Source organism: Cobetia sp. UIB-001 (genome assembly GCF_044789135.1).
Classification (GTDB): Bacteria; Pseudomonadota; Gammaproteobacteria; order Pseudomonadales; family Halomonadaceae; genus Cobetia; species Cobetia amphilecti.
In genome coordinates this window covers 4,118,640-4,145,503 of record NZ_CP058244.1, presented here as the reverse complement: position 1 = coordinate 4,145,503, position 26,864 = coordinate 4,118,640, and the positions used below count along the sequence as shown (strand labels likewise).

25 protein-coding genes are annotated in these 26,864 nt (G+C 62.0%); 22 read left to right on the top strand and 3 right to left on the bottom strand.

The window, feature by feature from the left end; all coding sequences use genetic code 11:
- Window positions 1–556 precede the first annotated feature (556 nt).
- The 18 genes from HA399_RS17200 (at window position 557) to rluF (ending at window position 18,879) form a co-directional block, all read left to right on the top strand.
- Window positions 557–841, top strand: coding sequence for a hypothetical protein (locus tag HA399_RS17200; protein ID WP_216061099.1), 285 nt, complete (start codon window positions 557–559; stop codon window positions 839–841).
- 17 nt (window positions 842–858) lie between these two features.
- Window positions 859–2,781: a tRNA uridine-5-carboxymethylaminomethyl(34) synthesis enzyme MnmG gene (mnmG, locus tag HA399_RS17195; protein WP_324690931.1), complete on the top strand. Its 1,923-nt coding sequence runs from the start codon at window positions 859–861 to the stop codon at window positions 2,779–2,781.
- Complete coding sequence (gene rsmG / locus HA399_RS17190) at window positions 2,778–3,428, top strand: 16S rRNA (guanine(527)-N(7))-methyltransferase RsmG (RefSeq protein ID WP_043331700.1); 651 nt, start codon at window positions 2,778–2,780, stop codon at window positions 3,426–3,428. Before mnmG ends, rsmG begins: the two co-directional genes overlap by 4 nt.
- 149 nt (window positions 3,429–3,577) lie before the next feature.
- Window positions 3,578–4,345, top strand: coding sequence for a ParA family protein (locus tag HA399_RS17185; RefSeq protein ID WP_043331702.1), 768 nt, complete (start codon window positions 3,578–3,580; stop codon window positions 4,343–4,345).
- Between the two features lie 18 nt (window positions 4,346–4,363).
- Window positions 4,364–5,311 carry a ParB/RepB/Spo0J family partition protein gene (locus tag HA399_RS17180; protein WP_043331703.1) on the top strand — a complete coding sequence of 316 codons (948 nt, stop codon included), beginning with the start codon at window positions 4,364–4,366 and terminating at the stop codon, window positions 5,309–5,311.
- Window positions 5,312–5,716: 405 nt separating this feature from the next.
- The gene (locus tag HA399_RS17175) at window positions 5,717–6,121 is read left to right on the top strand and encodes an ATP synthase subunit I (protein ID WP_043331819.1); all 405 of its coding nucleotides are present in this window, start codon (window positions 5,717–5,719) and stop codon (window positions 6,119–6,121) included.
- A 9-nt stretch (window positions 6,122–6,130) separates the two neighbouring features.
- The gene (gene atpB, locus HA399_RS17170) at window positions 6,131–6,994 is read left to right on the top strand and encodes a F0F1 ATP synthase subunit A (protein ID WP_043331706.1); all 864 of its coding nucleotides are present in this window, start codon (window positions 6,131–6,133) and stop codon (window positions 6,992–6,994) included.
- Between the two features lie 101 nt (window positions 6,995–7,095).
- Window positions 7,096–7,344, top strand: coding sequence for a F0F1 ATP synthase subunit C (atpE, locus tag HA399_RS17165; RefSeq protein WP_011508579.1), 249 nt, complete (start codon window positions 7,096–7,098; stop codon window positions 7,342–7,344).
- A gap of 64 nt (window positions 7,345–7,408) precedes the next feature.
- Window positions 7,409–7,879, top strand: coding sequence for a F0F1 ATP synthase subunit B (locus tag HA399_RS17160; protein ID WP_043331708.1), 471 nt, complete (start codon window positions 7,409–7,411; stop codon window positions 7,877–7,879).
- Window positions 7,880–7,892: 13 nt separating this feature from the next.
- Window positions 7,893–8,435 (top strand): F0F1 ATP synthase subunit delta, encoded by a 543-nt coding sequence (locus HA399_RS17155; RefSeq protein ID WP_043331710.1) that lies wholly within the window; start codon window positions 7,893–7,895, stop codon window positions 8,433–8,435.
- A gap of 16 nt (window positions 8,436–8,451) precedes the next feature.
- The gene (gene atpA, locus HA399_RS17150) at window positions 8,452–9,996 is read left to right on the top strand and encodes a F0F1 ATP synthase subunit alpha (protein ID WP_404325601.1); all 1,545 of its coding nucleotides are present in this window, start codon (window positions 8,452–8,454) and stop codon (window positions 9,994–9,996) included.
- 67 nt (window positions 9,997–10,063) lie between these two features.
- Window positions 10,064–10,930, top strand: a complete 867-nt coding sequence (gene atpG, locus HA399_RS17145) for a F0F1 ATP synthase subunit gamma (RefSeq protein WP_043331714.1) — start codon at window positions 10,064–10,066, stop codon at window positions 10,928–10,930.
- A 56-nt stretch (window positions 10,931–10,986) separates the two neighbouring features.
- On the top strand, window positions 10,987–12,360 hold the full coding sequence (gene atpD / locus HA399_RS17140) for a F0F1 ATP synthase subunit beta (protein WP_043331716.1): 1,374 nt from the start codon (window positions 10,987–10,989) through the stop codon (window positions 12,358–12,360).
- Window positions 12,361–12,389: 29 nt separating this feature from the next.
- The gene (locus HA399_RS17135; protein ID WP_054556360.1) at window positions 12,390–12,812 is read left to right on the top strand and encodes a F0F1 ATP synthase subunit epsilon; all 423 of its coding nucleotides are present in this window, start codon (window positions 12,390–12,392) and stop codon (window positions 12,810–12,812) included.
- 327 nt (window positions 12,813–13,139) lie between these two features.
- The gene (glmU, locus tag HA399_RS17130; protein WP_404325598.1) at window positions 13,140–14,510 is read left to right on the top strand and encodes a bifunctional UDP-N-acetylglucosamine diphosphorylase/glucosamine-1-phosphate N-acetyltransferase GlmU; all 1,371 of its coding nucleotides are present in this window, start codon (window positions 13,140–13,142) and stop codon (window positions 14,508–14,510) included.
- Between the two features lie 208 nt (window positions 14,511–14,718).
- Entirely contained in the window at window positions 14,719–15,498 is a 780-nt protein-coding gene (locus HA399_RS17125) for a DeoR/GlpR family DNA-binding transcription regulator (RefSeq protein ID WP_043331724.1), read from the top strand.
- Between the two features lie 11 nt (window positions 15,499–15,509).
- Window positions 15,510–17,357, top strand: coding sequence for a glutamine--fructose-6-phosphate transaminase (isomerizing) (gene glmS / locus HA399_RS17120; RefSeq protein WP_043331725.1), 1,848 nt, complete (start codon window positions 15,510–15,512; stop codon window positions 17,355–17,357).
- 169 nt (window positions 17,358–17,526) lie between these two features.
- Window positions 17,527–18,879: a 23S rRNA pseudouridine(2604) synthase RluF gene (gene rluF / locus HA399_RS17115; protein WP_404325596.1), complete on the top strand. Its 1,353-nt coding sequence runs from the start codon at window positions 17,527–17,529 to the stop codon at window positions 18,877–18,879.
- On the opposite strand, the gene HA399_RS17110 is transcribed toward rluF, so the two are convergent.
- Window positions 18,876–19,562: a YitT family protein gene (locus HA399_RS17110; RefSeq protein ID WP_084589236.1), complete on the bottom strand. Its 687-nt coding sequence runs from the start codon at window positions 19,560–19,562 to the stop codon at window positions 18,876–18,878. The two genes, rluF and HA399_RS17110, sit on opposite strands and share 4 nt — an antisense overlap.
- A gap of 230 nt (window positions 19,563–19,792) precedes the next feature.
- Here HA399_RS17110 and HA399_RS17105 point away from each other — a divergent pair, with 230 nt between their 5' ends.
- Both HA399_RS17105 and HA399_RS17100 read left to right on the top strand, forming a co-directional pair.
- Entirely contained in the window at window positions 19,793–20,695 is a 903-nt protein-coding gene (locus tag HA399_RS17105; protein ID WP_404325594.1) for a DUF72 domain-containing protein, read from the top strand.
- A gap of 350 nt (window positions 20,696–21,045) precedes the next feature.
- Window positions 21,046–22,413: a sodium-dependent transporter gene (locus HA399_RS17100; RefSeq protein ID WP_043331727.1), complete on the top strand. Its 1,368-nt coding sequence runs from the start codon at window positions 21,046–21,048 to the stop codon at window positions 22,411–22,413.
- Between the two features lie 189 nt (window positions 22,414–22,602).
- On the opposite strand, the gene HA399_RS17095 is transcribed toward HA399_RS17100, so the two are convergent.
- Both HA399_RS17095 and HA399_RS17090 read right to left on the bottom strand, forming a co-directional pair.
- The gene (locus HA399_RS17095; protein ID WP_404325592.1) at window positions 22,603–22,974 is read right to left on the bottom strand and encodes a hypothetical protein; all 372 of its coding nucleotides are present in this window, start codon (window positions 22,972–22,974) and stop codon (window positions 22,603–22,605) included.
- Between the two features lie 39 nt (window positions 22,975–23,013).
- The gene (locus HA399_RS17090) at window positions 23,014–23,238 is read right to left on the bottom strand and encodes a PA3496 family putative envelope integrity protein (RefSeq protein WP_043331728.1); all 225 of its coding nucleotides are present in this window, start codon (window positions 23,236–23,238) and stop codon (window positions 23,014–23,016) included.
- 166 nt (window positions 23,239–23,404) lie between these two features.
- On the opposite strand from HA399_RS17090, the gene hexR reads away from it, so the two are divergent.
- Both hexR and uvrD read left to right on the top strand, forming a co-directional pair.
- Window positions 23,405–24,271 carry a transcriptional regulator HexR gene (gene hexR, locus HA399_RS17085; protein ID WP_043331730.1) on the top strand — a complete coding sequence of 289 codons (867 nt, stop codon included), beginning with the start codon at window positions 23,405–23,407 and terminating at the stop codon, window positions 24,269–24,271.
- Between the two features lie 173 nt (window positions 24,272–24,444).
- Entirely contained in the window at window positions 24,445–26,667 is a 2,223-nt protein-coding gene (uvrD, locus tag HA399_RS17080) for a DNA helicase II (protein WP_043331731.1), read from the top strand.
- Window positions 26,668–26,864 lie beyond the last annotated feature (197 nt).

Genomic DNA, 26,864 nt, shown 5'->3' with positions numbered 1-26,864 from the left:
TATCCCATGACTGTCTACAGCCTTGGGCAGCGCAGGAAATCGACATTTGCCTCTGTGGACATTTTCCGGCATTATCCGCGGCCTTCTTGCCGTCAGGCCATGCAGCACTAGGGGTTGTGGGTAACAACGCCACTTGTGCACAGCAGGGCAGAAAAGTCGGGTACCAGCTCGGTATGAATCAGGGGATAATCGGGGCTGTGGACAAGGGTGCATTTCATCCACAGGAAGCGACCGGTGGCGTCCTCAGGTACTCCGCATTTTCTCCCCAACTATATCAACATCGTAAGCTTTTGATTTGTAACGGATAAAGTCGATTTCCCACTGATTTTGTCCACAACAGTAGTTACAACATCAACAGAACCCCTTTTTCTTTTCTTTATATAATCTTGTTATCCGGAAACCCGAAGGACGGACCGAGACCTCACGATCGACCTTACGTGAACTCACCGAATCCGAAGTGTTCGGGATAACGAACGGCTGTCTGGGTAGCGCATCCCTCGCCGGAAAATCGACGCGTCGTATCCGCAAGACTCGTGAATCGCCGCGGCGTGGATTGATGCCCCAGAAGAAACAACCCGGGCATTCGCTCATGGGCTGCCAGGGCAAGGCGCTGTGGAAAACTCCTGACGCTTACCCACAGGCGGTTTATACTGTGCGGCCCGGACGTCATCCTGCTGGCTTGCAAGCTCCCTCACCGGTTGAGCACATGCCTTCGGCGACGGACATCATTCGCCATGCCGTCTGGCAGTTCTTGATTCATCCAGGCATCGATTCATCGCCCTGTCTGGCCGATTTGCCTGCTTCGCCAACCAGCGAACAGCGCTTCACCCAAGTTTCGTGATACCCCGAGGTGCCAACGTGGATTACCCGAACCGCTTTGACGTGATCGTCATCGGCGGCGGTCATGCCGGTACGGAAGCCGCACTGGCTGCTGCCCGCATGGGCCGTCAGACCCTGCTGCTGACCCATAACATCGAGACGCTGGGCCAGATGTCCTGCAATCCCGCCATCGGCGGGATCGGCAAGAGCCATCTGGTCAAGGAGATCGATGCGCTGGGCGGTGCCATGGGCCTGGCCACCGACATGGCGGGTATCCAGTTCCGCACCCTGAATGCCCGCAAGGGGCCGGCAGTGCGTGCCACTCGCGCACAGGCTGACCGGGCGCTGTACAAGGCCGCGATCCGCAACGTGCTGGAAAACCAGCCGAACCTGACGCTGTTCCAGCAGGGTGCGGAAGACCTGATCGTCGAAGGCGAGACCGTGCGGGGTGTCGTCACCCAGACCGGGATCCGCTTCCACGCCACCACTGTGGTGCTGGCGACCGGGACCTTCCTCGGCGGCGTGATCCACATCGGCCTGGACAATCATGCCGGTGGCCGTGCCGGTGATCCGCCCGCCAATGGCCTGGCATCGCGTCTGCGTGAACTGCCGTTCCGGGTCGATCGCCTCAAGACCGGCACCCCGCCGCGCATCGATGCCAAGAGCGTCGACTTCAGCAAGATGGAAGCCCAGCCGGGAGACACGCCGCGTCCGGTGATGTCCTACATGGGCAGCCGTGAGATGCAGCCGGAGCAGGTCAACTGCTACATCACGCACACCAACGAGCGCACTCACGAGATCATCTTCGCCAATCTCGATCGCTCGCCGATGTACTCCGGCGTCATCGATGGCATCGGGCCGCGTTACTGCCCGTCCATCGAGGACAAGGTGCACCGCTTCGCCGACAAGAACAGCCACCAGGTCTTCATCGAGCCGGAAGGCCTGAATACCCATGAGCTGTATCCCAACGGCATCTCCACCTCGCTGCCCTTCGATACGCAGCTCGAGGTGGTGCGCTCGATCCGTGGCATGGAGAACGCGCACATCACGCGTCCCGGCTACGCCATCGAGTACGATTTCTTCAATCCCCAGGACCTGCATCACTCCCTGGAGACGCGTTTCATCAAGAACCTGTACTTCGCCGGTCAGATCAACGGCACCACCGGCTATGAAGAAGCCGGTGCCCAGGGGCTGCTGGCGGGCGTCAATGCCGCCTTGCGCGCCACTGACGACGAGTCCTGGCATCCGCTGCGTGATGAGGCCTACACCGGTGTGATGGTCGATGACCTGATCACTCTCGGCACGCGTGAGCCGTACCGCATGTTCACCTCGCGTGCCGAATATCGCCTGCTGCTGCGTGAGGACAATGCCGATCTGCGTCTGACCGCCAAGGGTCGCGAGCTGGGCCTGATCGATGACGCCCGCTGGGAAGCCTTCGATCGCAAGCGTGAAGCCATCGCCCGCGAGACCGCGCGTCTCGAGAGCACCTGGCTGACGCCGAAGAGCCCGGAGCTGGCCCCGTTGAGCGACAAGCTCAGCTCGCCGCTCAAGCGCGAAGCCAGCCTGATGGAGCTGCTCAAGCGTCCGGAGCTCGAGTATCCGGATGTGGCAGGTCTGAAAGGGGGAGGGGTCGACGACTGGCGCATCGCCGAACAGGTACAGATCACTGCCAAGTACGCAGGCTATATCCAGCGTCAGCAGGAAGAGATCGACCGCCTGCGCCGTCACGAGCACACCGAACTGCCGACCAGCCTCGACTATGATTCCGTCGATGGTCTCTCCAACGAGATCAAGCAGAAGCTCAACGAAGCGCGCCCGGCGACGCTGGCCCAAGCCGGTCGCATTTCCGGTGTCACCCCGGCAGCTGTCTCTATCCTGCTGATTCACTTGAAGAAGCGTCAGCTGATCAAGGCGGAGACACCCGCAGATGCCGCAACGGCTGACACGGGGGCCGCGCAATGAGCCAGACGCTCAACGAGACCCAGCGTGAACGTTGCGCTCAGCTGCTCAGTCGTGGTGCCAGCGCCATGGGAGTGGCGCTGAGCGAGGAACAGCACGCCCAGCTGATGACGTTGCTGGTGCTGTTGCACAAGTGGAATCGCGCCTATAACCTCACCGCGGTACGTGAGCCGGAGGCGATGGTGACTCGCCATCTGCTCGACAGCCTCAGTGTGCTGCCTTATATCAGTGGGCCACGTCTACTGGATGTCGGCGCCGGCCCGGGCCTGCCCAGCATCGTGATCGCGATCATGCGTCCCGACATCGCCGTCGTGCCGCTGGATTCGAATGGCAAGAAGGTGCGCTTCCAGATTCAGGCCGGCCATGAACTGGGCCTCAAGAATCTGAGCCCGACCCAGGTACGCATCGAAGCCTATGATGGCGCGCCGTTCGAGCAGATCATCTCGCGTGCCTTCGCCGATACCGATGCCTTCGTCAATCTGTCGGCGGCCGTGCTCGCCGAGGGCGGCGAATGGCTGGCCATGAAAGGGCGCATCCCCAGTGATGAGATTGCCCGCCTGCCGATGGGTGTCTCGCTGGTCGAGACATTGGTGCTGGAAGTGCCGGGCGAGGAAGGGGAGCGTCACCTTCTGCGCCTCAAGCGCGACTGATAAAGCGCCTCAAGGCGTGCGCAGGGATTGTGCCGGGCGCAAAAGGCAGGCAGCCTGATGTTTTCACGAGGGCAGATCATTGATCTGTCCTCGTGAGCATGTGGCTGGTGCCAATGGCCCCGCTTCTCAAGGAACCAAGGAAGTCGCTCGTGACCAAGATCATCGCGCTGACCAACCAGAAGGGTGGCGTCGGCAAGACCACCACTGCCGTCAATCTGGCGGCGTCGCTGGCGGCACTCGATCGCCGCGTTCTGCTGATCGATCTCGACCCGCAGGGCCATGCCACCATGGGCAGCGGCATCGACAAGCACGACCTCGAAGGCAGCGTGCTGGATGTGCTGCTGGGTGAGCTGCGTGCCAGTGACGTGATTCTCGATTGTCCCGATGCCGGCTACGCCCTGTTGCCCGGCAATGGCGACCTTACCGCCGCCGAGGTCGATCTTCTCGGTGTCGAGGGGCGTGAGCGCCGCCTCACGGAAGCTCTGGCGCCGATCGCCGCGGAATACGACGTGGTACTGATCGACTGCCCGCCCTCGCTCAACATGTTGACCGTCAATGCCCTGACCGCCGCCCATGGCGTGCTGATCCCGCTGCAGTGCGAGTTCTATGCACTGGAAGGTCTGTCAGCGCTGCTCGATACCGTCGAGCAGATTCAAGGCAACGTGAATCCGGCCCTCGACGTGTTCGGGATCGTGCGTACCATGTACGACGCTCGCAACAGTCTGACCCGCGATGTCAGCAAGCAACTTTCCGATTACTTTGGCGATACCCTGATCAAGGCAACCATTCCGCGCAACGTGCGGGTGGCGGAAGCGCCGAGCCACGGCCTGCCGGTGACCAAGTATGCGCGTCTGTCGCGTGGCAGCCAGGCCTATCGGGTGCTCGCCAAGGAATTGATTCGTCGTCTCTCGCTGTAACTTCACCGAGGAAGGTCCATGACGCGTAAGCGTGCCCTGGGAAGGGGCCTGGATGCCCTGATTGGCGCCGGAAACCGCCGCCGCCATGTCGAAGCCGATATAGAAGCTGTCGATGGCGACGCCATCGATGCGTCACCGGATGCCGCGCTGGCCGCGAATCCGGCCGCTGCCACGGCGGAATTGCCCAGCGAGCGCCTCGAGCGCCTGCCGCTCGGGCAGCTGCAGCGTGGCAAGTATCAGCCACGGCGTGACATTCAGCCGGAAGCGCTCGAGGAGCTGGCGGATTCCATCCGGGCTCAGGGCGTGATGCAGCCCATCGTGGTGCGTCCGGTGGGGGAGGGGCGCTACGAGATCATCGCCGGCGAACGCCGCTGGCGTGCCTCGCAGCTGGCGGAGCTGGATACCATCCCCGCCGTCGTCCGCGAAGGCATCAGCGATGAGATCGCGCTCGCGCTGGCATTGATCGAGAACATCCAGCGCGAGAATCTCAATCCGGTCGAGGAAGCCCTGGCGCTCAAGCGCCTGCTCGAGGAATTCGAGCTGACCCAGCAGCAGGTGGGCGACGCCGTCGGGCGTTCACGCGCCCAGGTCACCAACCTGCTGCGACTGCTGACGCTGGAACAGGAAGTGCAGACTCTGCTGGAGCGCGGTGAGCTCGACATGGGCCATGCGCGTGCCCTGATCGGCCTGACCCCGGCACGTCAGCGCAAGCTGGCCCATGAAGTCGTCGAGCGCGAGCTGACCGTGCGCCAGACCGAAGCGCTGGTGAAAAGCGTGCAGAAGGGTGAGCAGCCCAAGCCGGCACCGGCACGACCGGACGCCGACATCCAGCGTCTGGAAACGCGCCTCTCGGAGCAACTGGGTGCCGCCGTCAATATCCGTCACGGCAAGAGCGGCAAGGGCAAGGTCACCATCTCCTACACCAGTCTGGATGAGCTGGACGGCATTCTCGGCCATATCCACTAGTGGGCGAGCAGGGGAGGGCTGACCGCGCGTCACACCTCCCCAGGCGGCAATTTTCCGCGTGACGGATCACGATCTTCTTTCGCGCCCCTGTGACTCATTGTCGCAGGGGCGCGAAATGCATCTGACATTCAAGATATTGAAGGATGTTGCTGACGTCAGGTTGTGATTCATGCAACCCTGTGTCGCTCGCACCGCAAGCGACTGTCAACGTAAGCAAACTGTCATCGGTTTCCCGCAAGATAGTGAGGCTTTGGTCGTAAGCTTGCGAAAGATCAAGGAATTTAGCTTGTCGTTTGGTTGATGGCGGTGAAGCGCTCCCCTATAATCCGGCGAGTTTGCTCCCGGGCTGTGTCCAGCGCAGCGCCAGAAATGGCGAAGGCCATCATTGCGAGACACAGGTCCAAGATGCACAAGACGACACCCGCTGCTCTACAACGCCCTCAGGTGGCTCGATTGCTCTGGGGCCAGGCGCTGGTCATCGTGATTGCCGTCTTGCTGGCGGGAGTGATGAAAGGCAGTGGTGCGGCGCTTTCCGCGCTGTGTGGTGGGCTGGTCTGCCTGCTGCCCAATCTGTTTTTCGCCTGGCGTTCACTGCGTGTGACCGGTGCACGCTACGCCCAGGCAATGGTCAAGGCCTTCTATCAGGCCGAGGCCGGTAAGTTCGGTTTGACGGCCGTATTGTTTGCGTTCTTCTTCATTGCAGTGCCGCCCTCAAACCCCGCTTTATTTTTTTGCGCTTACGTGGCGGCAATGGCGGTTCACTGGCTGGGCCCCTGGCTGGTGAAGCGAACACCGTACACACGAACCTGAGGCAGAGTCATGGCAGGCACCAACCCGAGTCCCTCCGAATATATTCAGCACCACCTGCAGAATCTGACGTACGGCAACCACCCGGAACACGGATGGTCACTGGCGCACAGCGCTCAGGAAGCGGCCGACATGGGATTCTGGGCCATCCACCTGGATACCATGGGCTGGTCCATCGGTCTGGGCCTGATCTTCCTGTGCCTGTTCCGCAAGGTCGCCAAGTCCGCCACCACTGGCGTTCCCAGCGGTCTGCAGAACTTCGTCGAATTGATGGTCGAGTTCGTCGATCAGTCCGTGCGTGAGACCTTCCACGGCCGTTCACGCCTGATCGCACCGCTGTCACTGACGATCTTCTGCTGGATCTTCCTGATGAACCTGATGGACTTGATCCCCGTCGACTGGCTGCCTGGCGTTGCTGCCAAGGTCGGTGAGATGTTCGGCGCCGATCCGGCTCACGTGTTCTTCAAGGTGGTGCCGTCCACTGACATCAATGCCACGCTGGGCATGTCACTGTCCGTGTTCGCGCTGATCATCTTCTATTCCATTCGCGTCAAGGGCCTCAAGGGCTTCCTGGCCGAACTGACGCTGCACCCGTTCAACACCCCGAACAAGCTGGCACAGATCGCGCTGATTCCGGTCAACTTCCTGCTTGAGTTCGTGACGCTGATCGCCAAGCCGATCTCTCTGGCGCTGCGTCTGTTCGGTAACATGTATGCAGGCGAGCTGATCTTCATCCTGATCTCGCTGGTCGGTATCTGGCAGCTGCCCCTGCACTTCCCGTGGGCGGTCTTCCATATCCTGGTCATCACCCTGCAGGCATTCATCTTCATGATGCTGACCATCGTCTACCTGAGCATGGCCAGCGAAGACCACTGATGTAATTCGCCCCACGCCATCCGTGGCGTGGGGCAAGATTTCCGAGCTCTGCTCACACCCTCAACCCTTGACTTAAACTTGACTAAAACTGGAGTTCCACAATGGAAGCACAAGTTCTTGGCATGACCGCTATCGCCGTCTCCCTGCTGATCGGCCTGGGCGCCCTGGGCACCGCCATCGGTTTCGGTATCCTCGGTGGCAAGTTCCTGGAAGGCGCAGCGCGTCAGCCGGAAATGATCCCGCAGCTGCAGGTCAAGATGTTCATCGTCGCTGGTCTGCTGGATGCCGTGACCATGATCGGTGTTGGTATCGCGCTGTTCTTCACCTTCGCCAACCCGTTTGTCGGTTAAACATCGGCTGGCCTCCGGCCTACCGTGTTTTTGACCCAACAATCGTGAAGCGAGAGGTGCTGGCGTGAATCTGAACTTAACCCTGATTGGTCAGGCCATCGCCTTTGCGGTCTTCGTTTATTTCTGCATGAAGTATGTCTGGCCGCCGGTCACACAGGCTCTGGCAGAACGTCAGAAGAAGATTGCAGATGGTCTGGATGCTGCCAGCCGTGCTACCCGTGACCTCGAACTGGCGCAGGAAAAAGCCACCGAGACTCTGCGGGAAAGCAAGGATGAAGCAGCACGCATCATTGAGCAGACCCATAAGCGCTCCAACCAGATGATCGAGGAAGCACGTGAAACTGCACGTGCGGAAGGCGAGCGTCTCGTTGCGCAGGCCCGTGCCGAAATCTCCCAGGAGATCAACCAGGCCAAGGACGAGCTCCGTGGTCAGGTCGCTGCTCTTGCAGTGGTCGGCGCCGAGCGCATCCTGGAATCCTCCATCGACGAAGCCAAGCACCGCGAGCTGATTGACAAGCTCGCTGCCGAGCTCTGAGGAGACTGATTCCATGGCTGAAACGTCTACCTCCACCGCGGCTCGCCCGTACGCCAAGGCGGCGTTCGAGTTTGCACGCGGCCAGCAGGCGCTAGAGGCCTGGTCCGGCATGTTGTCGACAGCGGCGCTCGTCGCTGTCGACGCAAACGTCAAGGCGGTGCTCGACAACCCCAAGCTCTCCACCGAGCACAAGGTTGGCACCTTCCTGGACGTGTGCGGTGAGGCGCTGGATGACAGCGCCCGCAACTTCATCCGGACTCTCGGTGAGCAGGACCGCCTTGCGGCCCTGCCCTCCGTGGCCGAATTGTTCGAGGCCCAGAAGGCCGAGCAGGAACAGCGTGTCGAGGTGACCCTGGTGTCTGCCTTTGCACTGGAGAGTGAGCAGGAAGAAAAGCTCGCCACTGCCCTGCGCAAGCGTCTGAACCGCGACATCTCCATTACCACTCAGGTGGATAGTACGCTGCTCGGCGGCGTCATCATCCGTGCCGGAGATACCGTCATTGACGGCTCCGTGCGCGGCAAGCTGGCCCGGCTTTCCGAAGCACTGAACTCCTGAGTCCGAGGGACATGGCATGCAGCAACTGAATCCTTCCGAGATCAGCGACATCATCAAGCAGCGTATCGAAAAGCTTGACGTCGCATCCGAAGCCCGTAATCAGGGCACCATCGTCAGCGTCTCCGACGGCATCGTGCAGATCCACGGCCTCGCAGACGTCATGTTCGGTGAGATGATTGAATTCCCGGGTGGCGTCTTTGGTATGGCGCTTAACCTTGAGCGCGACAGCGTCGGTGCTGTCGTTCTGGGTGACTACCTCCAGCTCGAAGAGGGCATGACCGCGCAGTGCACCGGTCGTATCCTCGAAGTGCCGGTAGGCCCGGAAATGGTCGGCCGTGTGGTCGATGCACTGGGTAACCCGATTGACGGCAAAGGCCCGATCGACGCCAAGCTGACTGACGCGGTTGAGAAGGTCGCTCCGGGCGTCATCGCCCGTGAGCCGGTCGACCAGCCGGTGCAGACAGGTCTGAAGTCCATCGATGCCATGGTGCCGATCGGCCGTGGTCAGCGCGAGCTGATCATCGGTGACCGTCAGATTGGTAAGTCCGCCATCGCGATTGATGCCATCATCAATCAGAAGGGCAAGGGCATTACCTGCGTCTACGTCGCCGTCGGCCAGAAGCAGTCCACCATTGCCAACGTCGTTCGCAAGCTCGAAGAGCACGGCGCGATGGAACACACCATCATCGTCGCTGCTGGCGCTTCCGACCCGGCTGCCATGCTGTTCCTGGCACCGTACGCCGGTTGCACCATGGGTGAGTACTTCCGCGACCGCGGTGAAGACGCGATGATCGTCTATGACGATCTGACCAAGCAGGCATGGGCATATCGTCAGATCTCCCTGCTGCTCAAGCGTCCGCCGGGCCGTGAAGCCTACCCGGGTGACGTCTTCTATCTCCACTCCCGTCTGCTTGAGCGTTCCGCACGCGTCAACGCCGATTATGTCGAGCAGTTCACCAAGGGTGAAGTGAAAGGCAAGACCGGCTCCCTGACTGCGCTGCCGATCATCGAGACCCAGGGTGGCGACGTGTCTGCGTTCGTTCCGACCAACGTGATCTCCATCACCGACGGTCAGATCTTCCTCGAGACCAGCCTGTTCAACTCCGGTATCCGTCCGTCCATCAACGCGGGTCTGTCTGTTTCCCGTGTCGGTGGTGCTGCTCAGACCAAGATCATCAAGAAGTTGGGTGGTGGTGTGCGTCTGGCACTGGCTCAGTACCGTGAGCTGGCAGCTTTCTCCCAGTTCGCCTCTGATCTGGACGAAGCGACCCGCAAGCAGCTCGAGCATGGTCAGCGTGTCACCGAGCTGATGAAGCAGAAGCAGTACTCTCCGATGTCCGTGGCCGACATGGCGATCTCGCTGTTCGCGGCCAACGAAGGCTACCTGGACGACGTCGACGTCGCCAAGGTGCTGGGCTTCGAGAAGGCGCTGCTGGACTTCATGCACTCCGAGCACGCGGATCTTCTGGACAAGATCAATCAGTCCGGCGGCTACGATGACGAGATCAAGAATGGTCTCAAGGCTGGCGTCGAGAAGTTCAAGGCGACTCAAAGCTGGTAAGTGGCATGGCCCGGCCAGTCCGGGCCCTGTCGTTTCCCTTCGAGTGGCATGAATAAGGCAGATCGCTATGGCAGCTGCAAAAGAGATTCGCTCCCAGATCGGGAGCATCAAAAATACGCAAAAGATCACCAGCGCCATGGAAATGGTGGCTGCGTCCAAGATGCGTAAAGCGCAGGATCGCATGGCGGCCAGCCAGCCTTATGCTCATCAGATCCGCAAGGTTGTAGGACACATCGCCCGGGCCAACCCGGAATATCGCCATCCGTATCTGATGGAACGCGATGTGAAGCGTGTCGGTTATATCGTGGTCTCCAGTGATCGCGGCCTGTGTGGTGGCCTGAACGCCAATCTGTTCAAGGCTGTCACCAAGCATGCGAAGAGCTGGCGCGACCAGGGTGTCGAGGTGGACTTCTGTGCCCTCGGCTCCAAGGCCGGTACCTTCTTCCGCAACTACGGTGGCAACCTGCTTGCCGCCAAGTCCGGTCTCGGGGATTCCCCGGGTACCCAGGATCTGATCGGTAGCGTCAAGGCCATGCTGGACGCATTCGACGAGGGCAGCCTCGACCGTCTGTACGTGGTGTTCAACGAGTTCGTCAACACCATGACGCAGAAGCCGGTCGTGCGTCAGCTGCTTCCTCTCGAAGCTGATCTGAATGACGAAGAAACCGGTCCCACTACATGGGACTACCTGTATGAGCCGGATGCCGTCTCGTTGCTCGACAAGCTGCTCAAGCGCTATGTCGAGGCCCAGGTCTACCAGGCCGTGGTCGAGAACATCGCCTGCGAACAGGCAGCGCGAATGATCGCAATGAAGAGTGCGACCGATAACGCCGGCGACCTGATCGACGACCTTCAGCTGGTCTACAACAAGGCCCGCCAGGCAGCGATCACTCAGGAAATCTCCGAGATCGTATCCGGTGCCGCCGCCGTCTGATGACAGCGTGGCAACAGGCAAGCAGGTTTCAATCGCAGGTTTAAGAGGAACCAGGAATGAGCGGACGTATCGTACAAATCATCGGCGCGGTGATTGACGTCGAGTTTCCGCGGGACGCAGTGCCCAAGGTCTACGACGCCCTGAACGTCGCCGATAGCGAGACCGTACTTGAAGTCCAGCAGCAGCTGGGCGACGGCGTGGTCCGTACTATCGCAATGGGTTCGACCGAAGGCCTCAAGCGCAGTCTCGCAGTTGAGAGCACCGGTGCTCCGATCTCCGTGCCGGTCGGCACGGCGACTCTGGGTCGCATCATGAACGTGCTGGGTCAGCCGATCGACGAAGCTGGCGACGTGGGTGCTGAAGAGCACATGCCGATTCACCGTGCAGCCCCGAGCTTCGCGGAACAGGCAGCGTCCAACGAGCTTCTGGAAACCGGCATCAAGGTCATCGACCTGGTCTGCCCGTTCGCCAAGGGCGGCAAGGTCGGTCTGTTCGGCGGCGCCGGTGTCGGCAAGACCGTCAACATGATGGAGCTGATCCGCAACATCGCCACCGAGCACAGCGGTTATTCCGTGTTCGCGGGCGTGGGTGAGCGTACTCGTGAAGGTAACGATTTCTTCCACGAAATGAAGGAATCCAACGTTCTCGACAAGGTTGCCCTGGTCTATGGCCAGATGAACGAGCCGCCGGGTAACCGTCTGCGCGTGGCACTGACCGGTCTGACCATCGCCGAGAAGTTCCGTGACGAAGGTCGTGACGTTCTGCTGTTCGTCGACAACATCTATCGTTACACCCTGGCGGGGACCGAAGTGTCCGCACTGCTGGGTCGTATGCCGTCCGCGGTAGGTTATCAGCCGACTCTGGCGGAAGAGATGGGCGTCCTGCAGGAACGCATCACTTCTACCAAGACTGGCTCGATCACTTCCGTGCAGGCCGTCTACGTCCCCGCGGATGACTTGACCGATCCGTCTCCGGCGACCACCTTCTCGCACCTTGACGCGACTGTCGTACTGTCCCGTCAGATTGCCGAGCTGGGTATCTATCCGGCCGTTGACCCGCTCGACTCCACCTCTCGTCAGCTCGACCCGCTGGTCGTTGGCGAAGAGCACTACAACACTGCCCGTAACGTTCAGGGTGTGTTGCAGCGCTACAAGGAGCTGAAAGACATCATCGCCATCCTCGGGATGGACGAGCTGTCTGACGAAGACAAGCAGACCGTGGCACGTGCGCGTAAGATCCAGCGCTTCCTGTCACAGCCGTTCTTCGTTGCGGAAATCTTCACCGGCGCGCCGGGCAAGTACGTGTCCCTCAAGGACACCATCCGCGGCTTCCAGGGTATCCTGGACGGCGAATATGACGCACTGCCGGAGCAGGCGTTCTACATGGTCGGCACCATCGACGAAGCTGTCGAGAAAGCCAAGGGCATGTAATTTCCCTGTTCAGGCATGAGGAAACAGGTATGGCTATGAGCGTCCATTGCGACATCGTCAGCGCTGAGAAAGGCATCTTTTCCGGCCTGGTCGAGCGTCTCGTGGCTGCCGGCAGCGAAGGTGACCTCGGCATCATGCCGGGTCACGCTCCGCTGCTGACCGAGCTGCAACCCGGCCCGATTCGCGTTCAGCGTCAGGGTGGGGCCGAGGAAATCTACTACGTCAGTGGCGGATTCCTCGAAGTGCAGCCGAACCTCGTTTCAGTCCTCGCCGACACCGCAGTACGTGCCGACGATCTGGATGAGGCGGCAGCCCAGGAAGCCAAGGAAGTGGCCTTGAAGGCCATGAACGACCAGGCTTCCGAACTGGAATACTCACGCGCCACGGCCGAACTGGCCGAGGCGATGGCCAAGCTGCGCACCGTGCAGCAGATGCGTCGTCACACGCGCTGAGATGCACTGGGCCATGACGGCCAGTGACAGGAAAGAGGCGACCTTCGGGTCGCCTTTTTTTGTGCTCATCACCCGGGAATGGACAGTCTTGCCGCTGGGGTAGCCTGGCGCGATTCAAGGTTGAGCGTGCTCATCCGTCAGCACCTTGAGCGCTGAGCCGGTTGGCTGAGAGCCCTTGCGGGAGCACTGCTACTTTCTCGGGTCTGTTCTCGGCGACAGTCCCGTGGGTAAACCTCGTCACTGGCAGGTCACGGATCAGCTGCTATCATGGCGCCACTATTTTCAGGGCTTCAGGTATGAAGACCCGCTTTCTACAGGAGTTCACCGATGAGCAGCGCAGAGCGTACCGACGTCGTCATTCTTGCCGCAGGCCAGGGCACCCGCATGCGTTCCAAATTGCCGAAGGTGCTGCACCCGTTGGCAGGCAAGGCGATGGTGCGTCATGTGGCTGACACCGCTGCAGGCCTGGACGGTGCGCATCTGAATGTCGTCATCGGTCATGGTGGTGAGCGCGTCCAGCAGCAGCTGGCCGATACCGGCGCCAGCTTCGCGGTGCAGGCAGAGCAGAAGGGCACCGGTCACGCCGTGGCCCAGTCACTGGACGCCATCGGTGAGGGCAAGGTGCTGATCCTGTATGGCGATGTGCCGCTGATTCGTCGCGAGACCCTCGAGGCGCTGCTGGCCGAAGTCAGTGAGCAGACCCTGGGCCTGCTGACGGTGATTCTGGAAGACCCGACAGGCTATGGCCGTATCGTGCGTGACGCCGAGGGTCGCGTCAGCGCCATCGTCGAGCACAAGGATGCCACGCCGGAGCAGCTGGCCATCCAGGAAGGCAACACCGGTATCCTCGCCACCACCGGTGCCCAGCTCAAGCGCTGGCTGCCGGCGCTGTCCGCCGATAATGCCCAGGGCGAGTACTACCTGACCGACATCATCGCCATGGCAGCCAGCGAAGGCGTCAACATCGCCACCGCCCAGCCGGCGGCGGTCGAGGAAGTGCAGGGCGTCAACAACCGCCTGCAGCTGGCCGATCTCGAGCGTGCCTTCCAGCGTCGTGAGGCCAACCGTCTGATGACCGAAGGCGCCAGCCTGGCCGATCCGTCACGCATCGACGTGCGCGGCAAGCTGACCATCGGCACTGACATCAGCATCGATGTCGGCTGCATCTTCGAAGGTGAGGTCACCCTGGCGGATGATGTGGTCATCGGTGCCCACTGCGTGATCCGCAATGCCACCATCGGTGCCGGCGCCAACATCGCGCCGCACAGCGTCATCGACGGAGCCGTGCTGGAAGGCGACAACAACGTAGGTCCGTTCGCGCGTCTGCGTCCGGGCACCGAGCTTGCCCGTGGCGCACGCATCGGCAACTTCGTCGAGACCAAGAATGCCCAGGTCGGTGTCGATGCCAAGATCAATCACCTGAGCTATGTCGGCGATGCCACCCTCGGTGAGGCCGTCAATGTCGGCGCCGGCACCATCACCTGCAACTACGATGGTGCCAACAAGTTCCGCACCGAAATCGGCGCCAATGCCTTCATCGGCTCCAACTCGGCGCTGGTGGCACCGCTCAAGATCGGTGCCGGTGCCACCGTGGGTGCCGGTTCTACCTTGAGCCGCGATGTCGCCGAGGGCGCGCTGAGCGTGGCGCGTGGCAAGCGTATCGACAAGCCGGAATGGCCGCGTCCGACCAAGAAGTGATCGGCAGCAGTGGTAGCGATGCTTGCCCCTGAGGGGAGATGAGCATCACCGGCGGGGAGGCACCGACAGGTGTCTCCCCGTTTTTCGTCACGGCCGGTTGTGCTGGACGACCTGCCGGGAGTGAATCGCCTCATCCTCTAGCGTCTTTCACTTGATGTTTCGATTCATCTCTCTTATCTTTCGGTTCGAAACTTTATGGGAGTCCCCGATGTCAAAGCGACTGACACCACAACGGCGTCACCAGATCCTTGATCAGCTGGCGCGTGACGGTGAGGTCAGTGTCGAGGCACTGGCGCGGGAGCTTGCCACCTCGGAGGTCACCATCCGCAAGGACCTGGCCTTCCTCGAGAAGAGTGGCCTGCTGCTCAGACGCTATGGCGGCGCCGTGGCCATGCCGCGTGAGCTGCTGGTGCATGACGAGCCGGTCAGCGCCGCCAAGCAGGCCATCGCCCGTCTCGCCGCGAGCCGCATCCGCGCGCACCAGCGCATCATCATCGACAGCGGCACCACCACGGTGGTGTTGATTCCCGAGCTCAAGGGCCGGGATGACCTGATCGTGATGACCAACTCGCTGAGCGTGGCCAATGCCATCCGCGAGCTGGAAAACGAGCCGGTGCTGCTGATGACCGGTGGCACCTGGGACCCGCACTCCGATTCCTTCCAGGGTCAGGTGGCGGAGCAGGTGCTGCGCAGCTATGACTTTGATCAGGTGTTTCTCGGCGCGGATGGTCTCGATCTCGAGCGTGGCACCACCACCTTCAACGAGCTGATCGGCCTGTCGCGCGTGATGGCCGAGGTGTCGCGTGAAGTGGTGGTGATGGCGGAATCCCACAAGCTGGGCCGCCGCATTCCCAACCTGGAGCTGGCCTGGTCCAGCGTCAGTACCCTGATAACCGATGACGCGTTGCCTGATGCTGCGCGTGACCAGATTCGTGCTCATGGCGTCGAGGTGTTGATCGCCCCGCTCATCGAGCCAGCAACTGCATAAGGAGATCGCTCATGTGTGGCATCGTCGGCGCCGTCGCCAGTCGTAACGTCCAGAACATTCTGCTCGAGGGCCTGCATCGCCTCGAATACCGTGGTTATGACAGCGCGGGCATGGCCGTCCTCTCCGAAGAGGGTCGCCTGAACCGCGTGCGCGCGCTGGGCAAGGTCGGGGCGCTGCAGAGCCGCCTCGAGGAAGCCCCGCTCAAGGGTCGTGTCGGCATCGCGCACACCCGCTGGGCCACCCATGGCGCGCCGAGCGAAGCCAATGCCCACCCGCACCAGTCCGGCGATAGCCTGGCCGTGGTCCACAACGGCATCATCGAGAATTACGAGACCCTCAAGCGCGAGCTGGAAGGCCAGGGCTACGTCTTCACCTCCGAGACGGACACCGAGGTGGTCGCTCACCTGCTGGCGCGTGAATACACCCTGAGTCAGGACCTTCTGACCGCGGTGCAGAAAGCCGTGGCGCTGCTCGATGGCGCCTTCGCGCTGGGCGTGGTGCATCGTGCCCAGCCGGACGTGCTGATCGGCGCGCGTCAGGGCAGCCCGCTGGTGATCGGTGTCGGGATCGACGAGCACTTCCTGGCCTCCGATCAGCTGGCGCTGCTGCAGGTCACCGATCGCTTCATCTACCTGAAGGAAGGCGATCTGGTGCGCATGACCGCCGAGCAGATCGAGATCTTCGAGCAGGGCGAGCGTCTGGTCACCGAGGCCAACGAGCGTCCGGTGCAGACCTTCGAGCACGCGCAGGATGCCGCTTCCAAGGGCGATTACCGTCACTTCATGCTCAAGGAAATCCACGAGCAGTCGCGTGTGCTGGCCGCCACGCTGGAAGGCCGCCTGAACGGTGATCACGTGCTGGTGCGCAGCTTCGGCAGCGAGGCGGAAAACCTCTTCCGCCAGGTCAAGCAGGTGCAGATCGTCGCCTGTGGTACCAGCTACCACGCTGGCATGGTCGCGCGTTACTGGATCGAGCGTCTGGCCGGCATTCCGGCGGCGGTCGAGGTCGCCTCCGAGTTCCGCTACCGCCCGGTGGTGGTCGCCGATGGTACCCTGTTCGTCACTCTGTCCCAGTCCGGCGAGACCGCCGATACGCTGTCCGCGCTGCGTTATGCCCAGTCGCTGGGAGGCTTCCTCGGCAGTCTGGCGATCTGCAACGTCCCGGGCAGCTCGCTGGTGCGGGAATCAGACCTCAGCCTGATGACCATGGCCGGCCCGGAAATCGGCGTCGCCTCCACCAAGGCCTTCACCACCCAGCTGGTCGGCCTGATGCTGCTGACACTGTCGCTGCGTCGTGTGCGTGGCGGTGATGAGGCCGGTGAAGCCGAGGTGGTGCGCGAGCTGCGTCAGCTGCCGTCGCTGGTCACCAAGGCACTGGCCATGGACAGCGAGATCGAGCGTCTCTCCGAGGCCTTCGCCGACAAGCACAATGCACTGTTCCTCGGGCGTGGCACCCAGTTCCCCATCGCACTGGAAGGCGCACTCAAGCTCAAGGAAATCTCCTACATCCACGCCGAGGCCTATCCGGCGGGCGAGCTGAAACACGGCCCGCTGGCACTGGTCGATGCCGACATGCCGGTAGTGGCGGTGGCGCCGAACGACGAGCTGCTCGAGAAGCTCAAGTCGAACCTGCAGGAAGTGCGCGCGCGTGGCGGCGAGCTTTACGTGTTCGCTGACGAGAACATCAGCCTTGAAGAGAGCGAAGGCGTGCGCGTGCTGCGCATGCCGCATGTCAGCGAAGTGCTGGCGCCGATTCTCTACACCCTGCCGCTGCAGCTGTTGTCCTATCACGTCGCCGTGCTCAAGGGCACCGATGTCGATCAGCCGCGCAACCTGGCCAAGAGTGTCACGGTCGAGTGATCTGCGATGCAAGACGGCTGCGCCATATCTGGCGCAGCAGCAGATGAGCCCAGTCTCATTATGCCAACGGCAGCCTCAGGGCTGCCGTTTTTGGTATCCTGTGCGCCTGCCTTCTTATCCCCTTCCGTCCGCTGCGCGTTCATCGCCCGGCGCACGCACGTGACCTGCCATGACTGATCGCGACGCATCGCTTACCCGCCTCAACAAGTTCATCAGCGAAACGGGCTTCTGCTCGCGACGCGAGGCGGATCGCTACATCGCCGAAGGACGAGTGACCATCAATGGTGTCGTGCCCGAAATGGGCACCAAGGTCGCGCCGGGCGATGAGGTGCTGGTCAATGGCAAGCCATTGAAAGCCAAGCAGGAAGCGGTCTACCTGGCCTTCAACAAGCCGGTGGGCATCACCTGTACCACCGAGCGCCATGTCGATGGCAACATCATCGATTACATCGGTCATCCCAAGCGGATCTTCCCGATCGGTCGCCTCGACAAGCCCTCCGATGGCCTGATCTTTCTGACCAGTGACGGCGATATCGTCAACAAGATCCTGCGTGCCGGCAACGCCCACGAGAAGGAATACGTGGTGCGGGTCGACAAGCCGATCAACGGCGACTTCCTCAAGCGCATGGCCGCTGGCGTGCCGATTCTGGACACCATCACCCAGCCGTGTCGCATCGAGCAGATCTCGACCTATGTGTTCCGCATCATCCTGACCCAGGGCCTCAACCGTCAGATCCGTCGCATGTGTGAGGCGCTGGGCTATGAGGTCTTCAAGCTCAAGCGGGTGCGCATCATGAATGTCAGCCTGGACGGGCTGGGAGTCGGCGAATGGCGGTATCTCACCCAGCGCGAGATGGCGGATATCCAGCAGATGATCGAGGGCTCCAGCGGCACTGAGGAAGCCTCGCGCCTGGCGGCGGCACCGCCTCCTTCCCAGCATGCGACGGCCGCGCGCCACCAGCGCGCCGCCCAGGATACGGACGCTGGCCGGCGTAGCGGGGCTCGGCGTCAGGAAGGTGGCAAGAGCGGATCCGGCCAGCGCGACACACGTCAGCGCAGTTCAGATCAGCGCAGCCCTGATAAGCGCGAGACGCGTCAGCGCGGCGCTGATCAACGCGAACCGGGCCAGCGTTCGGGCGCTTCTCAGGCAGGGGCCAAGCAGGCAGGAGCCAAGCAAGAGGGTACAGGGCGTCGCGAGCGTTCTGACGAGCGCACCACGGGGCGTGGCAATCAGGAAGGCAGAAGCGACGGCAGGAATTCCAGCAGGAATGCCACCAAGAGTGCGGGCGGCGCCGGCAAGCTTGCCAGCGGACTCAAGCCGCGCACGCGTGGCAATGCCAGTGATGGCCGCAATGAGCGTGGCGCGGCCAACAGCAAGACCTCTGCCAACAAGGGCTCTGCCAACAAGGGCGGCAGCAGCAAGAGTTACGGCAACACGAGCTCGGGGAAAAACAGCCCGGCTGGCAAGGGCGCCTCGTACAAGGGTGGCGGTTCTTCCAACGGGGGACGCGGTCGCCGCTAGTGAGCCGTCTGCACCTGCTTGTCATGCGCCGGTGAGGCAGGCTGTGCGGTATGAGGCGTGCGGCGATGATAGCGGCCCAGCACGAAGGACAGTGTCGCGAATGCCAGCGCCGAACAGATGACCTGTGGCCAGGGGTAGACCAGCGCGGCGATCGCGATCAGCAGCAGGTCGAAGGCGAAGGTGGTGCGACCGGCATGGATGCCGAAGCGTCGCTCCAGATGCAGTGCCAGAATGTTCAGGCCGCCCAGCGAGGCGTTCTCGCGAAACAGCAGCGTGATGCCCAGACCGATCAACAGGCCTGCGGCTATCGCCGCGACCGGCAGGCTGACGGCGCCCAGCGGCAAGCTGACCGCCAGCACATCGGACAGCACGGAGAGCAGGCTGACGCAGCCCAGCGTGCGCAGGGTGAAATTCAGCCCCAGCTGTTTCCAGGCCAGGCCGTAGAAGGGCAGGTTGATCAGGAAGAACAGGCTGCCGAAGCTCAGTGCTGTCAGGTCGGCGCCCAGCAACGACATGCCGGCAGTGCCACTGACCAGCAGGCCACCGGCCTGCAGCAGGCGTACGCCGAGCGCCACCAGCAGGCAGCCCTCGATGAGCGTGATCAGGCTGCGCAGGGTGATGGCATTTGCCGCGCGTGAGCGGCTGCCGCTGGCGCGCAGAATGAGTCGTTGGAAAGCAGTCATGACAGGCTCCGGGGTATGGGCAGTCAACAAGAGTGTCTTCCGGCGCGGCTTGTGGCTGGCAGGAAGCGGAGTCAGGGCGGTGGGTGGACCGCCTGCTGACGTGTCATGCAGGATGCGGACCATAGCACGCCGTGATGACAGTTTTTATTGTGCTTACGTCGCTCTGGCAGACGATATTCTTCGGCTTGTTGGCTCTTTGACCCTTATATTTCTCTAGTTCTGGCCTCTTCATGCACCATTTTCATGCAGCCTCCGCACCGTCGGATGCCTCGCACTCGGCGGGGCATCTTCATCTCGGGCTCGCGATGTGGGCCAATGATGACTGGCGCGGCAGCCTGCTGCCGGGCAGCGGCCCGCGGGAACATCTGGCGGATTACGCCCGGATCTTCGATAGCGTCGAGGGCAATACCAGCTTCTATGCCCAGCCCACGCCTGCTGCCATCGCCAGCTGGGCACGTCAGGCGCCGGCCCATTTTCGCTTCTGCTTCAAGTTGCCGGGCCGACTGACTCATGAATTGCGCCTGCAGGGCATCGAGCACGAGCTGGCGGAATTCCTCGATTGCCTGGCACCGATAAAGGACCGCCTCGGTCCGATCATGATTCAGCTGCCGCGTGACCTCGGGGCGGAAGTCCTGCCACGCCTCGAGCAATTCCTGCAGTCGGTGAAGGGAGCAGGGTTTGCCTGGTCGGTGGAGCCCCGCGACCCGGTATTCTTTGCCAAGGGCGAGGCGGAACGACAGTTGAATCGCTTGTTGATAACTCACGCAGTCGATCGCGTGATGCTGGATGTGCGTCCACTCTTCAGTGGCCCCACCACCGCGCATCCGGGCCTTGCGGTGGCGCGCTCGGAAAAGCCTCACCGCCCATTGCATGTGTTCTCCAGCGGACAACATCCCGTGGTGCGCTTCATAGGTCATTACGATGAAGCTACCAACCGGGCACTGTTCGCTCCCTGGGTAGAGCGACTCTTCTTGTGGATAAGTCAGGGGAAAAGCCCGTTCCTCTTCGTGCATACACCGGACAACAAGGCAGCACCCGCGCTGGCACGCCTGTTGGCCAATCAGGTGCTGGCGAAACTGGAGCGCCCCTTGATCGGGGCCTTTCCGGGAGAGGGGCAGGGCAGCCTGTTCTGACGCTCCACCTGGCCGTGAGGTTTCTCCTGTGAGGCCATGGTCTGATGGTGGCTTGCTGGCAGATGGCCCCTCAATCGAGTAGCTTTAGCCACATGTTGCCGTTACCGCGGCGATATTTACCGGAGATGGGCAGTTTGCCCGTTCCGGCGTGCCTATCGGCACTTGCCCGTCATTCCCCACGACCTACCCGGTCAGCGTGAATGCCGGGAGCACCACAGCAGTGATCCTGCGACGCCATCGTGTTGGCCACGGATGATCCGTCCGCATTGGCAGCATGATGCAACAAGCACAACAAGGTGCCCGAAGTCGCTACCAGCGACTGGCACCCTCGCGACGAATCAGGGATTCACATGTCATCCAAACCGCATTCCCACGCACAGTGGTCTTCTCGCCTGGCCTTTACCCTGGCTGCCGTCGGTTCATCCGTCGGTCTGGGCAATATCTGGAAATTTCCCTACATGACAGGTGAGAGCGGCGGCGGTGCCTTCGTCCTCGTCTATCTGATCTGCATCCTGCTGATCGGGCTGCCGATCCTGATGTCGGAATGGCTGCTGGGTCGTCTGGGGCAGAAGAACCCCATCTCGACCATGAGCCACATCAGTGCCCGGCTCAAACGCAGTCCCGCCTGGGTCTTGATCGGGGTAGCCGGCGTGCTCGGCGCCTATCTGATCCTGTCCTTCTACAGCGTCATCGGTGGCTGGGCGCTGGCCTTCATCGCCGACGCGGCCAGTGGCAGTTTCGAAACCCTGACCTCTGACACGGCCGGTAGCCTGTTCGGCGGTCTGCTGGGGGACCCGACCACGCTGCTGGCCTGGCACAGTGCCTTCATGCTGATGGTGATCCTGGTCGTGGCCGGCGGGGTCGCCGGTGGCCTGGAGCGCGCCGCCAAGATCCTGATGCCGCTGCTGGCGGTGATGTTGATCGTGCTGGTCGGCTACGCCGCCACCACCGATGGCTTCGCTGATGCGGCCGCCTGGCTGCTGACGCCGGACTTCTCCAAGCTCGACAAGGATGGCGTGCTGGCGGCCATGGGGCATGCCTTCTTCACCCTGTCACTGGGCATGGGCATCATGATGGCCTACGGCTCCTACCTGTCCGATGACGTCAACATCGGGCGTACCGCGCTGGTCGTGGTGGTGCTGGATACCGTCATCGCCCTGCTGGCCGGTCTGGCCATCTTCCCGGTGGTGTTCTCCAACGGCCTCGACGCCGCCGCGGGCCCGGGCCTGATCTTCCAGACCCTGCCGCTGGCCTTCGGTCACATGCCGGGCGGTGAAGTCTTCGGCGTGGTGTTCTTCGTGCTGCTGGTATTTGCGGCCTGGACCTCAGGCATCTCGCTGCTGGAGCCCATTGTCGAATGGCTGGAAGAGAAGACACCGATGTCTCGCGTCGGCTCGGCCTGGGTCGCGGGTATCGCCACCTGGCTGCTGGGCATCGCCACCATCCTGTCCTTCAACCTGTGGAGTGACGTGGCGCCGCTGGGCATGTTCGCCAAGTTCGAAGGCATGACCATCTTCGACCTGCTCGACTACGCGACCAGCAAGCTGATGCTGCCGCTGACCGGTCTGGCGACCATCGTCTTCGTCGGCTGGTTCATGGGCCGTGACGAGGTGCGCAGCCAGCTCAACATGAGCGACTCGGCCTTCTCGCTGTGGAGCTTCGTGGCGCGCTATATCGCTCCGATCGGTGTGGTCGTGGTGTTCGCGTCCAGCCTGTAGGTCTCGAGAGATCTCGAGAGATCTCGTGAAACACTTGCCATGACTTGTCTCAGGCCTGTCATGGCAGGCAATGCGAAAGGCCCGCCACCCGGCGGGCCTTTCCTGTTTCTGAGCCTGGAGAATCTCAACCCGGTCGCGTGCTTGCCTGGCAGGTGTCATGGCTGGGTAGCGCTGCGTGGCCGTCGTCTGTCATGCGTTTGACGTAGAAGATTCATCCTTCCCGAGAGGAAAAGTCGCCAGCAGGCGTGAGCCTGGTTTCAGGTAATGAGAGGCGCATGACAGCGGATATGCACTGAAATGGTGCATAAAGGATGGTGGCGGCACGCGATAGAGGAGAAATGTGACAAACAAAAGAAGAGCGGTGGGGCGGAAAATGAGGTGAGAAAAAACGAATATTTCGGGATTGATGAGCAGGACACCGGGCATGACAGCGCAGAAGGCGTTTCTGTCAGGGGTGATGATGCTGAAATTGCGCGAGAAGGGGGTACGACCATGCTCGAAAGAGATGGTGGAAGGTGTCGCATGGAGCCCGAACCCTGGCGGATCAGAGCGTGAAAACATCACTGATCGGCGGGGAGCGTATCGCCTCCCCGCCTGGAATCAGTGGGTGTCGATATCGCTTTCAGTATCCATTTCCAGCACTTCGATGTCGCTTAAATCCTCGCTTAGGCGCTTGATTTCGTTGTGCAATTCTATTCCACGACGGGCGCGGAGATGGCGGACTGCGCTTTGTTTCTTGCGGGCCTGATGTTCGTCGGCACCGAGAGTCATGAAAATATCGAGAAGCTCTTTCTTGAGCGTATCTACCTGCTCTGAATTACGCATGATTCGACCTCCATGGCATCCAAAGGATGTGGGCTTTCACTGGCGCCACACCGTTTTACTATAGCTCACTTGACAAAATTGTGACTATCGCCTGCCTGTGCAGGCGACACCCCTGGGGGGATGACGTAAGCTCAGGCATGCCCATGAAGTCTGCAAGGAGTGTGCCGTGAGCCATGCCATCTTCGACGACCTGAGGAGCCGGATGGAGAATTTCCGCCGCTCTGAACAAAAGGTCGCACGCTATGTCCTTCGCCATCCGGAGGAAGTGATTCACATGCGGATCGTCGATCTGGCCAGCGAGTCATCGGTCAGTGAGCCGACGGTCGTGCGTTTCTGTCGGGCAATGGGCTTTGCCGGCTTCCAGGATTTCAAGCTGCAGCTGGCACAACGCCTCGCCACCGGCACCCAGTTCGCCCAGTTCTCCATGAATGACTCCGACAGCGTGGCCGAGTTCTCGCACTCGCTGTTCGATTCCACCATCGGCACCCTGCTGTCGGTGCGTGACCGCCTGGACGCCGAAGCCGTCGCGCGCGCCATCCACTCGCTGGCCTCCGCCAGCCGGGTCGAGTTCTACGGCTATGGTGCCTCGGGCGCCGTGGCTCACGATGCCCAGCACAAGTTCTTCCGCCTGCAGATCTCCACCGCCGCCTACACCGACCCGCACATGCAGAACATGTCAGCGGTGACGCTGGGGCCGCGCGATGTGGTGGTGGCCATCTCCCAGACCGGCCGCACCAAGGCGCTGATCGCCAGCGTGCGTCTGGCGCGGGACGCCGGCGCGACCGTCATCGGGCTGTGTCCGAGTGGCTCGCCACTGGCGGATGAAGTCACGCTGCCGCTGCACATCGATGTGCACGAAGACACCGAGATCTACACCCCGATGAGCTCGCGTATCGCGCACCTGGTGATCGTCGATACGCTGGCGGTCGGTGTCGCCAAGGCGCGTGGACCCAAGCTCAAGGAGCAGCTGGAGGCGGTCAAGAAGAGCCTCGCCACCCTGCGCATCGACGACCACGACTTCGATACCCACTGAGCACCACCAGGGCGTCATCTGTCTTGAAGGCAAGTGCAAGGCACGTATGTGCAAGGAAGGCCGGCGCGGGGAAGAGCAGGGCAGGCCGCTGTGATAAGGTGGATGCCTGAACAGGGGCAGCGAATCTCACGCTGCTCCGCTCCTCGACTCCTCTGCCCTGTGGTGAGCCCTGCATGTCCGAATCGCCCCTCCTCGATCACCTCAACACGCATCAGCGTGAGGCCGTGTCCGCGCCGCCGGGCAACATGCTGGTACTGGCGGGGGCCGGTTCCGGCAAGACCCGCGTGCTGGTTCACCGCATCGCCTGGTTGATGGACCAATACCAGTTCTCGCCCTACGCCATCCTGTCGGTGACCTTCACCAACAAGGCCTCGCGGGAGATGCGCACGCGTCTCGAGGCGCTCAATGGCAGCAGCCTGCGCCACATGTGGGTCGGCACCTTCCACTCCATCAGTCACCGTCTGCTGCGCACCCACTGGCAGGAGGCGCGCCTGCCCGAGCACTTCCAGATCATCGACAGCGATGACCAGCTGCGCATGGTCAAGCGGCTGCTCAAGGAGCACAACGTCGATGATGAGCGCTGGCCGCCCAAGCAGGTCCAATACTTCATCGCCGGCTGCAAGGAGGAAGGTCTGCGCGCCCATCAGGTGCAGACCCATGGCGATGCCTACATGGGCAAGATGGTCGAGATGTATGAGCTCTATCAGCTCGCCTGTGAACGCGGCGGCCTGGTCGATTTCGGTGAGCTGCTGCTGCGCTCGCTGGAGCTGCTGCGTGATACGCCGCACCTGCTGGCGCATTACCGCGAGCGCTTCGCCCACCTGCTGGTCGACGAGTTCCAGGATACCAACACCCTGCAGTACGCCTGGCTGAAGCTGTTGGCCGGTGATCGCGAGTGCATGACCGTGGTCGGCGATGATGACCAGTCCATCTACGGCTGGCGTGGCGCACGGGTCGAGAACATCCAGCGCTTCACCGAGGAGTTCGCCAACACCCGCGTGGTGCGTCTGGAGCAGAACTACCGCTCCTCCAGCGCCATTCTGGAGGCTGCCAACGCCCTGATCAGCCACAACGGCGGCCGCATGGGCAAGGAGCTGTGGACCGACAGCGGTCGTGGCGAGCGCATTCGTGTCTACGCCGGCTTCAATGACATCGACGAGTCGCGCTACATCGCCGACACCATCCGTGAGCTGGTCAATGAGCATGGCTACAGCCGCGACGAGATCGCGATCCTGTATCGCTCCAACGCCCAGTCACGCGTGCTGGAAGAGACGCTGATCCGCCAGGGCATGCCGTATCGCATCTATGGCGGCCAGCGCTTCTACGAGCGTCTCGAGATCAAGAACGCTCTCGCCTACCTGCGTCTGATGAACAACCGCGAGGACGATGCCGCCCTGGAGCGCGTGATCAACGTGCCGGCGCGTGGCATCGGCATGCGCACCGTCGAGCAGCTGCGCGAGCGCGCACGCTACGGCAACCTGACCATGTGGCAGGCGATGAGCGATGCGGTCTCCGATGGCGCCCTCAAGGGACGCGCCGCCACCGCCGTGCGAGCCTTCGCCGACATCATCGATGGCCTCGACAACGACACCGCCGGCATGGCGCTGCATGAGCTGGTCGAGCACGTCATCCACGTCTCCGGCCTGCGTGAGCATCACGCCGCCGAGAAGGGCGAGAAGGGCCAGGCGCGCCTCGAGAACCTATCGGAGCTGGTCAACGCCTGCCGCGCCTTCAGTCAGGGCGAGCGCATGGACCCGGAAGCCCCCAGCGAAGGGGCCGAGGCGCTGGAACCCTTCCTCGCCGAAGCCGCGCTGGATGCCGGCGATCACGAAGCCGCCGAAGGCGAGGAATGCGTGCAGATGATGACGCTGCATTCCGCCAAGGGGCTCGAATTCCCGGTGGTATTCGTCGCCGGGGTCGAGGAGGGGCTGTTCCCGCACAAGATGTCGCTGGAAGAGCCGGGGCGTCTCGAGGAAGAGCGTCGCCTGTGCTACGTCGGTGTCACCCGCGCCATGCAGCGCCTCTACCTGACCTACGCCGAGCTGCGTCGCATGCACGGCAAGGAGACCTTCCAGCGGCCGTCGCGCTTCCTGCGTGAATTGCCGGAAGAGCTGATGGAAGAGGTGCGTCTGCGTGGTCAGGTCTCGCGTCCGGTCTCGACCCAGCGCGCCACGCCGAATCGCCGTCCTTCCGGTCCGCGTCAGGAGAGTGTCGAGGCCAATGGCGACATGCCGGCACTCTCGCTCGGCAGCCTGGTGCGCCATCCGCTGTTCGGGGAAGGCGTGGTCATCAATGCCGAAGGTCAGGGCGAGCGAGCGCGCGTGCAGATCAGCTTCGAGGGCGAAGGCGACAAGTGGCTGGTGTTGGGCTTTGCCAAGCTGGAAGTGCTGAGCTGATTCTGCATTGATGGCAGACTCAGCCATGAGGCGCTGACAGCAGGCGCTGGCAAGAAGTGAAAGCGGCGCAGCGGGCGCGATATTCGTTCGCCATTACGGCCTTGGTGCAGTTGTGGGCCATCCATGGGTCGCGGCATAGTGGCAGACAATCTGCTGTCTTGATGCCGCGTCATGCATTGCCCACAACTCGAACAAGG

Excerpts from the sequence above, each read along its gene's own strand:
- HA399_RS17200 (WP_216061099.1), top strand. The coding sequence starts at position 557 with ATGCCCCAGAAGAAACAACCCGGGCATTCGCTCATGGGCTGCCAGGGC.
- rsmG (WP_043331700.1), top strand. The coding sequence starts at position 2,778 with ATGAGCCAGACGCTCAACGAGACCCAGCGTGAACGTTGCGCTCAGCTG.
- HA399_RS17180 (WP_043331703.1), top strand. The coding sequence starts at position 4,364 with ATGACGCGTAAGCGTGCCCTGGGAAGGGGCCTGGATGCCCTGATTGGC.
- HA399_RS17175 (WP_043331819.1), top strand. The coding sequence starts at position 5,717 with ATGCACAAGACGACACCCGCTGCTCTACAACGCCCTCAGGTGGCTCGA.
- atpB (WP_043331706.1), top strand. The coding sequence starts at position 6,131 with ATGGCAGGCACCAACCCGAGTCCCTCCGAATATATTCAGCACCACCTG.
- atpE (WP_011508579.1), top strand. The coding sequence starts at position 7,096 with ATGGAAGCACAAGTTCTTGGCATGACCGCTATCGCCGTCTCCCTGCTG.
- HA399_RS17155 (WP_043331710.1), top strand. The coding sequence starts at position 7,893 with ATGGCTGAAACGTCTACCTCCACCGCGGCTCGCCCGTACGCCAAGGCG.
- atpA (WP_404325601.1), top strand. The coding sequence starts at position 8,452 with ATGCAGCAACTGAATCCTTCCGAGATCAGCGACATCATCAAGCAGCGT.
- atpG (WP_043331714.1), top strand. The coding sequence starts at position 10,064 with ATGGCAGCTGCAAAAGAGATTCGCTCCCAGATCGGGAGCATCAAAAAT.
- atpD (WP_043331716.1), top strand. The coding sequence starts at position 10,987 with ATGAGCGGACGTATCGTACAAATCATCGGCGCGGTGATTGACGTCGAG.
- HA399_RS17135 (WP_054556360.1), top strand. The coding sequence starts at position 12,390 with ATGGCTATGAGCGTCCATTGCGACATCGTCAGCGCTGAGAAAGGCATC.
- glmU (WP_404325598.1), top strand. The coding sequence starts at position 13,140 with ATGAGCAGCGCAGAGCGTACCGACGTCGTCATTCTTGCCGCAGGCCAG.
- HA399_RS17125 (WP_043331724.1), top strand. The coding sequence starts at position 14,719 with ATGTCAAAGCGACTGACACCACAACGGCGTCACCAGATCCTTGATCAG.
- glmS (WP_043331725.1), top strand. The coding sequence starts at position 15,510 with ATGTGTGGCATCGTCGGCGCCGTCGCCAGTCGTAACGTCCAGAACATT.
- rluF (WP_404325596.1), top strand. The coding sequence starts at position 17,527 with ATGACTGATCGCGACGCATCGCTTACCCGCCTCAACAAGTTCATCAGC.
- HA399_RS17110 (WP_084589236.1), bottom strand. The coding sequence starts at position 19,562 with ATGACTGCTTTCCAACGACTCATTCTGCGCGCCAGCGGCAGCCGCTCA.
- HA399_RS17105 (WP_404325594.1), top strand. The coding sequence starts at position 19,793 with ATGCACCATTTTCATGCAGCCTCCGCACCGTCGGATGCCTCGCACTCG.
- HA399_RS17100 (WP_043331727.1), top strand. The coding sequence starts at position 21,046 with ATGTCATCCAAACCGCATTCCCACGCACAGTGGTCTTCTCGCCTGGCC.
- HA399_RS17095 (WP_404325592.1), bottom strand. The coding sequence starts at position 22,974 with ATGTTTTCACGCTCTGATCCGCCAGGGTTCGGGCTCCATGCGACACCT.
- HA399_RS17090 (WP_043331728.1), bottom strand. The coding sequence starts at position 23,238 with ATGCGTAATTCAGAGCAGGTAGATACGCTCAAGAAAGAGCTTCTCGAT.
- uvrD (WP_043331731.1), top strand. The coding sequence starts at position 24,445 with ATGTCCGAATCGCCCCTCCTCGATCACCTCAACACGCATCAGCGTGAG.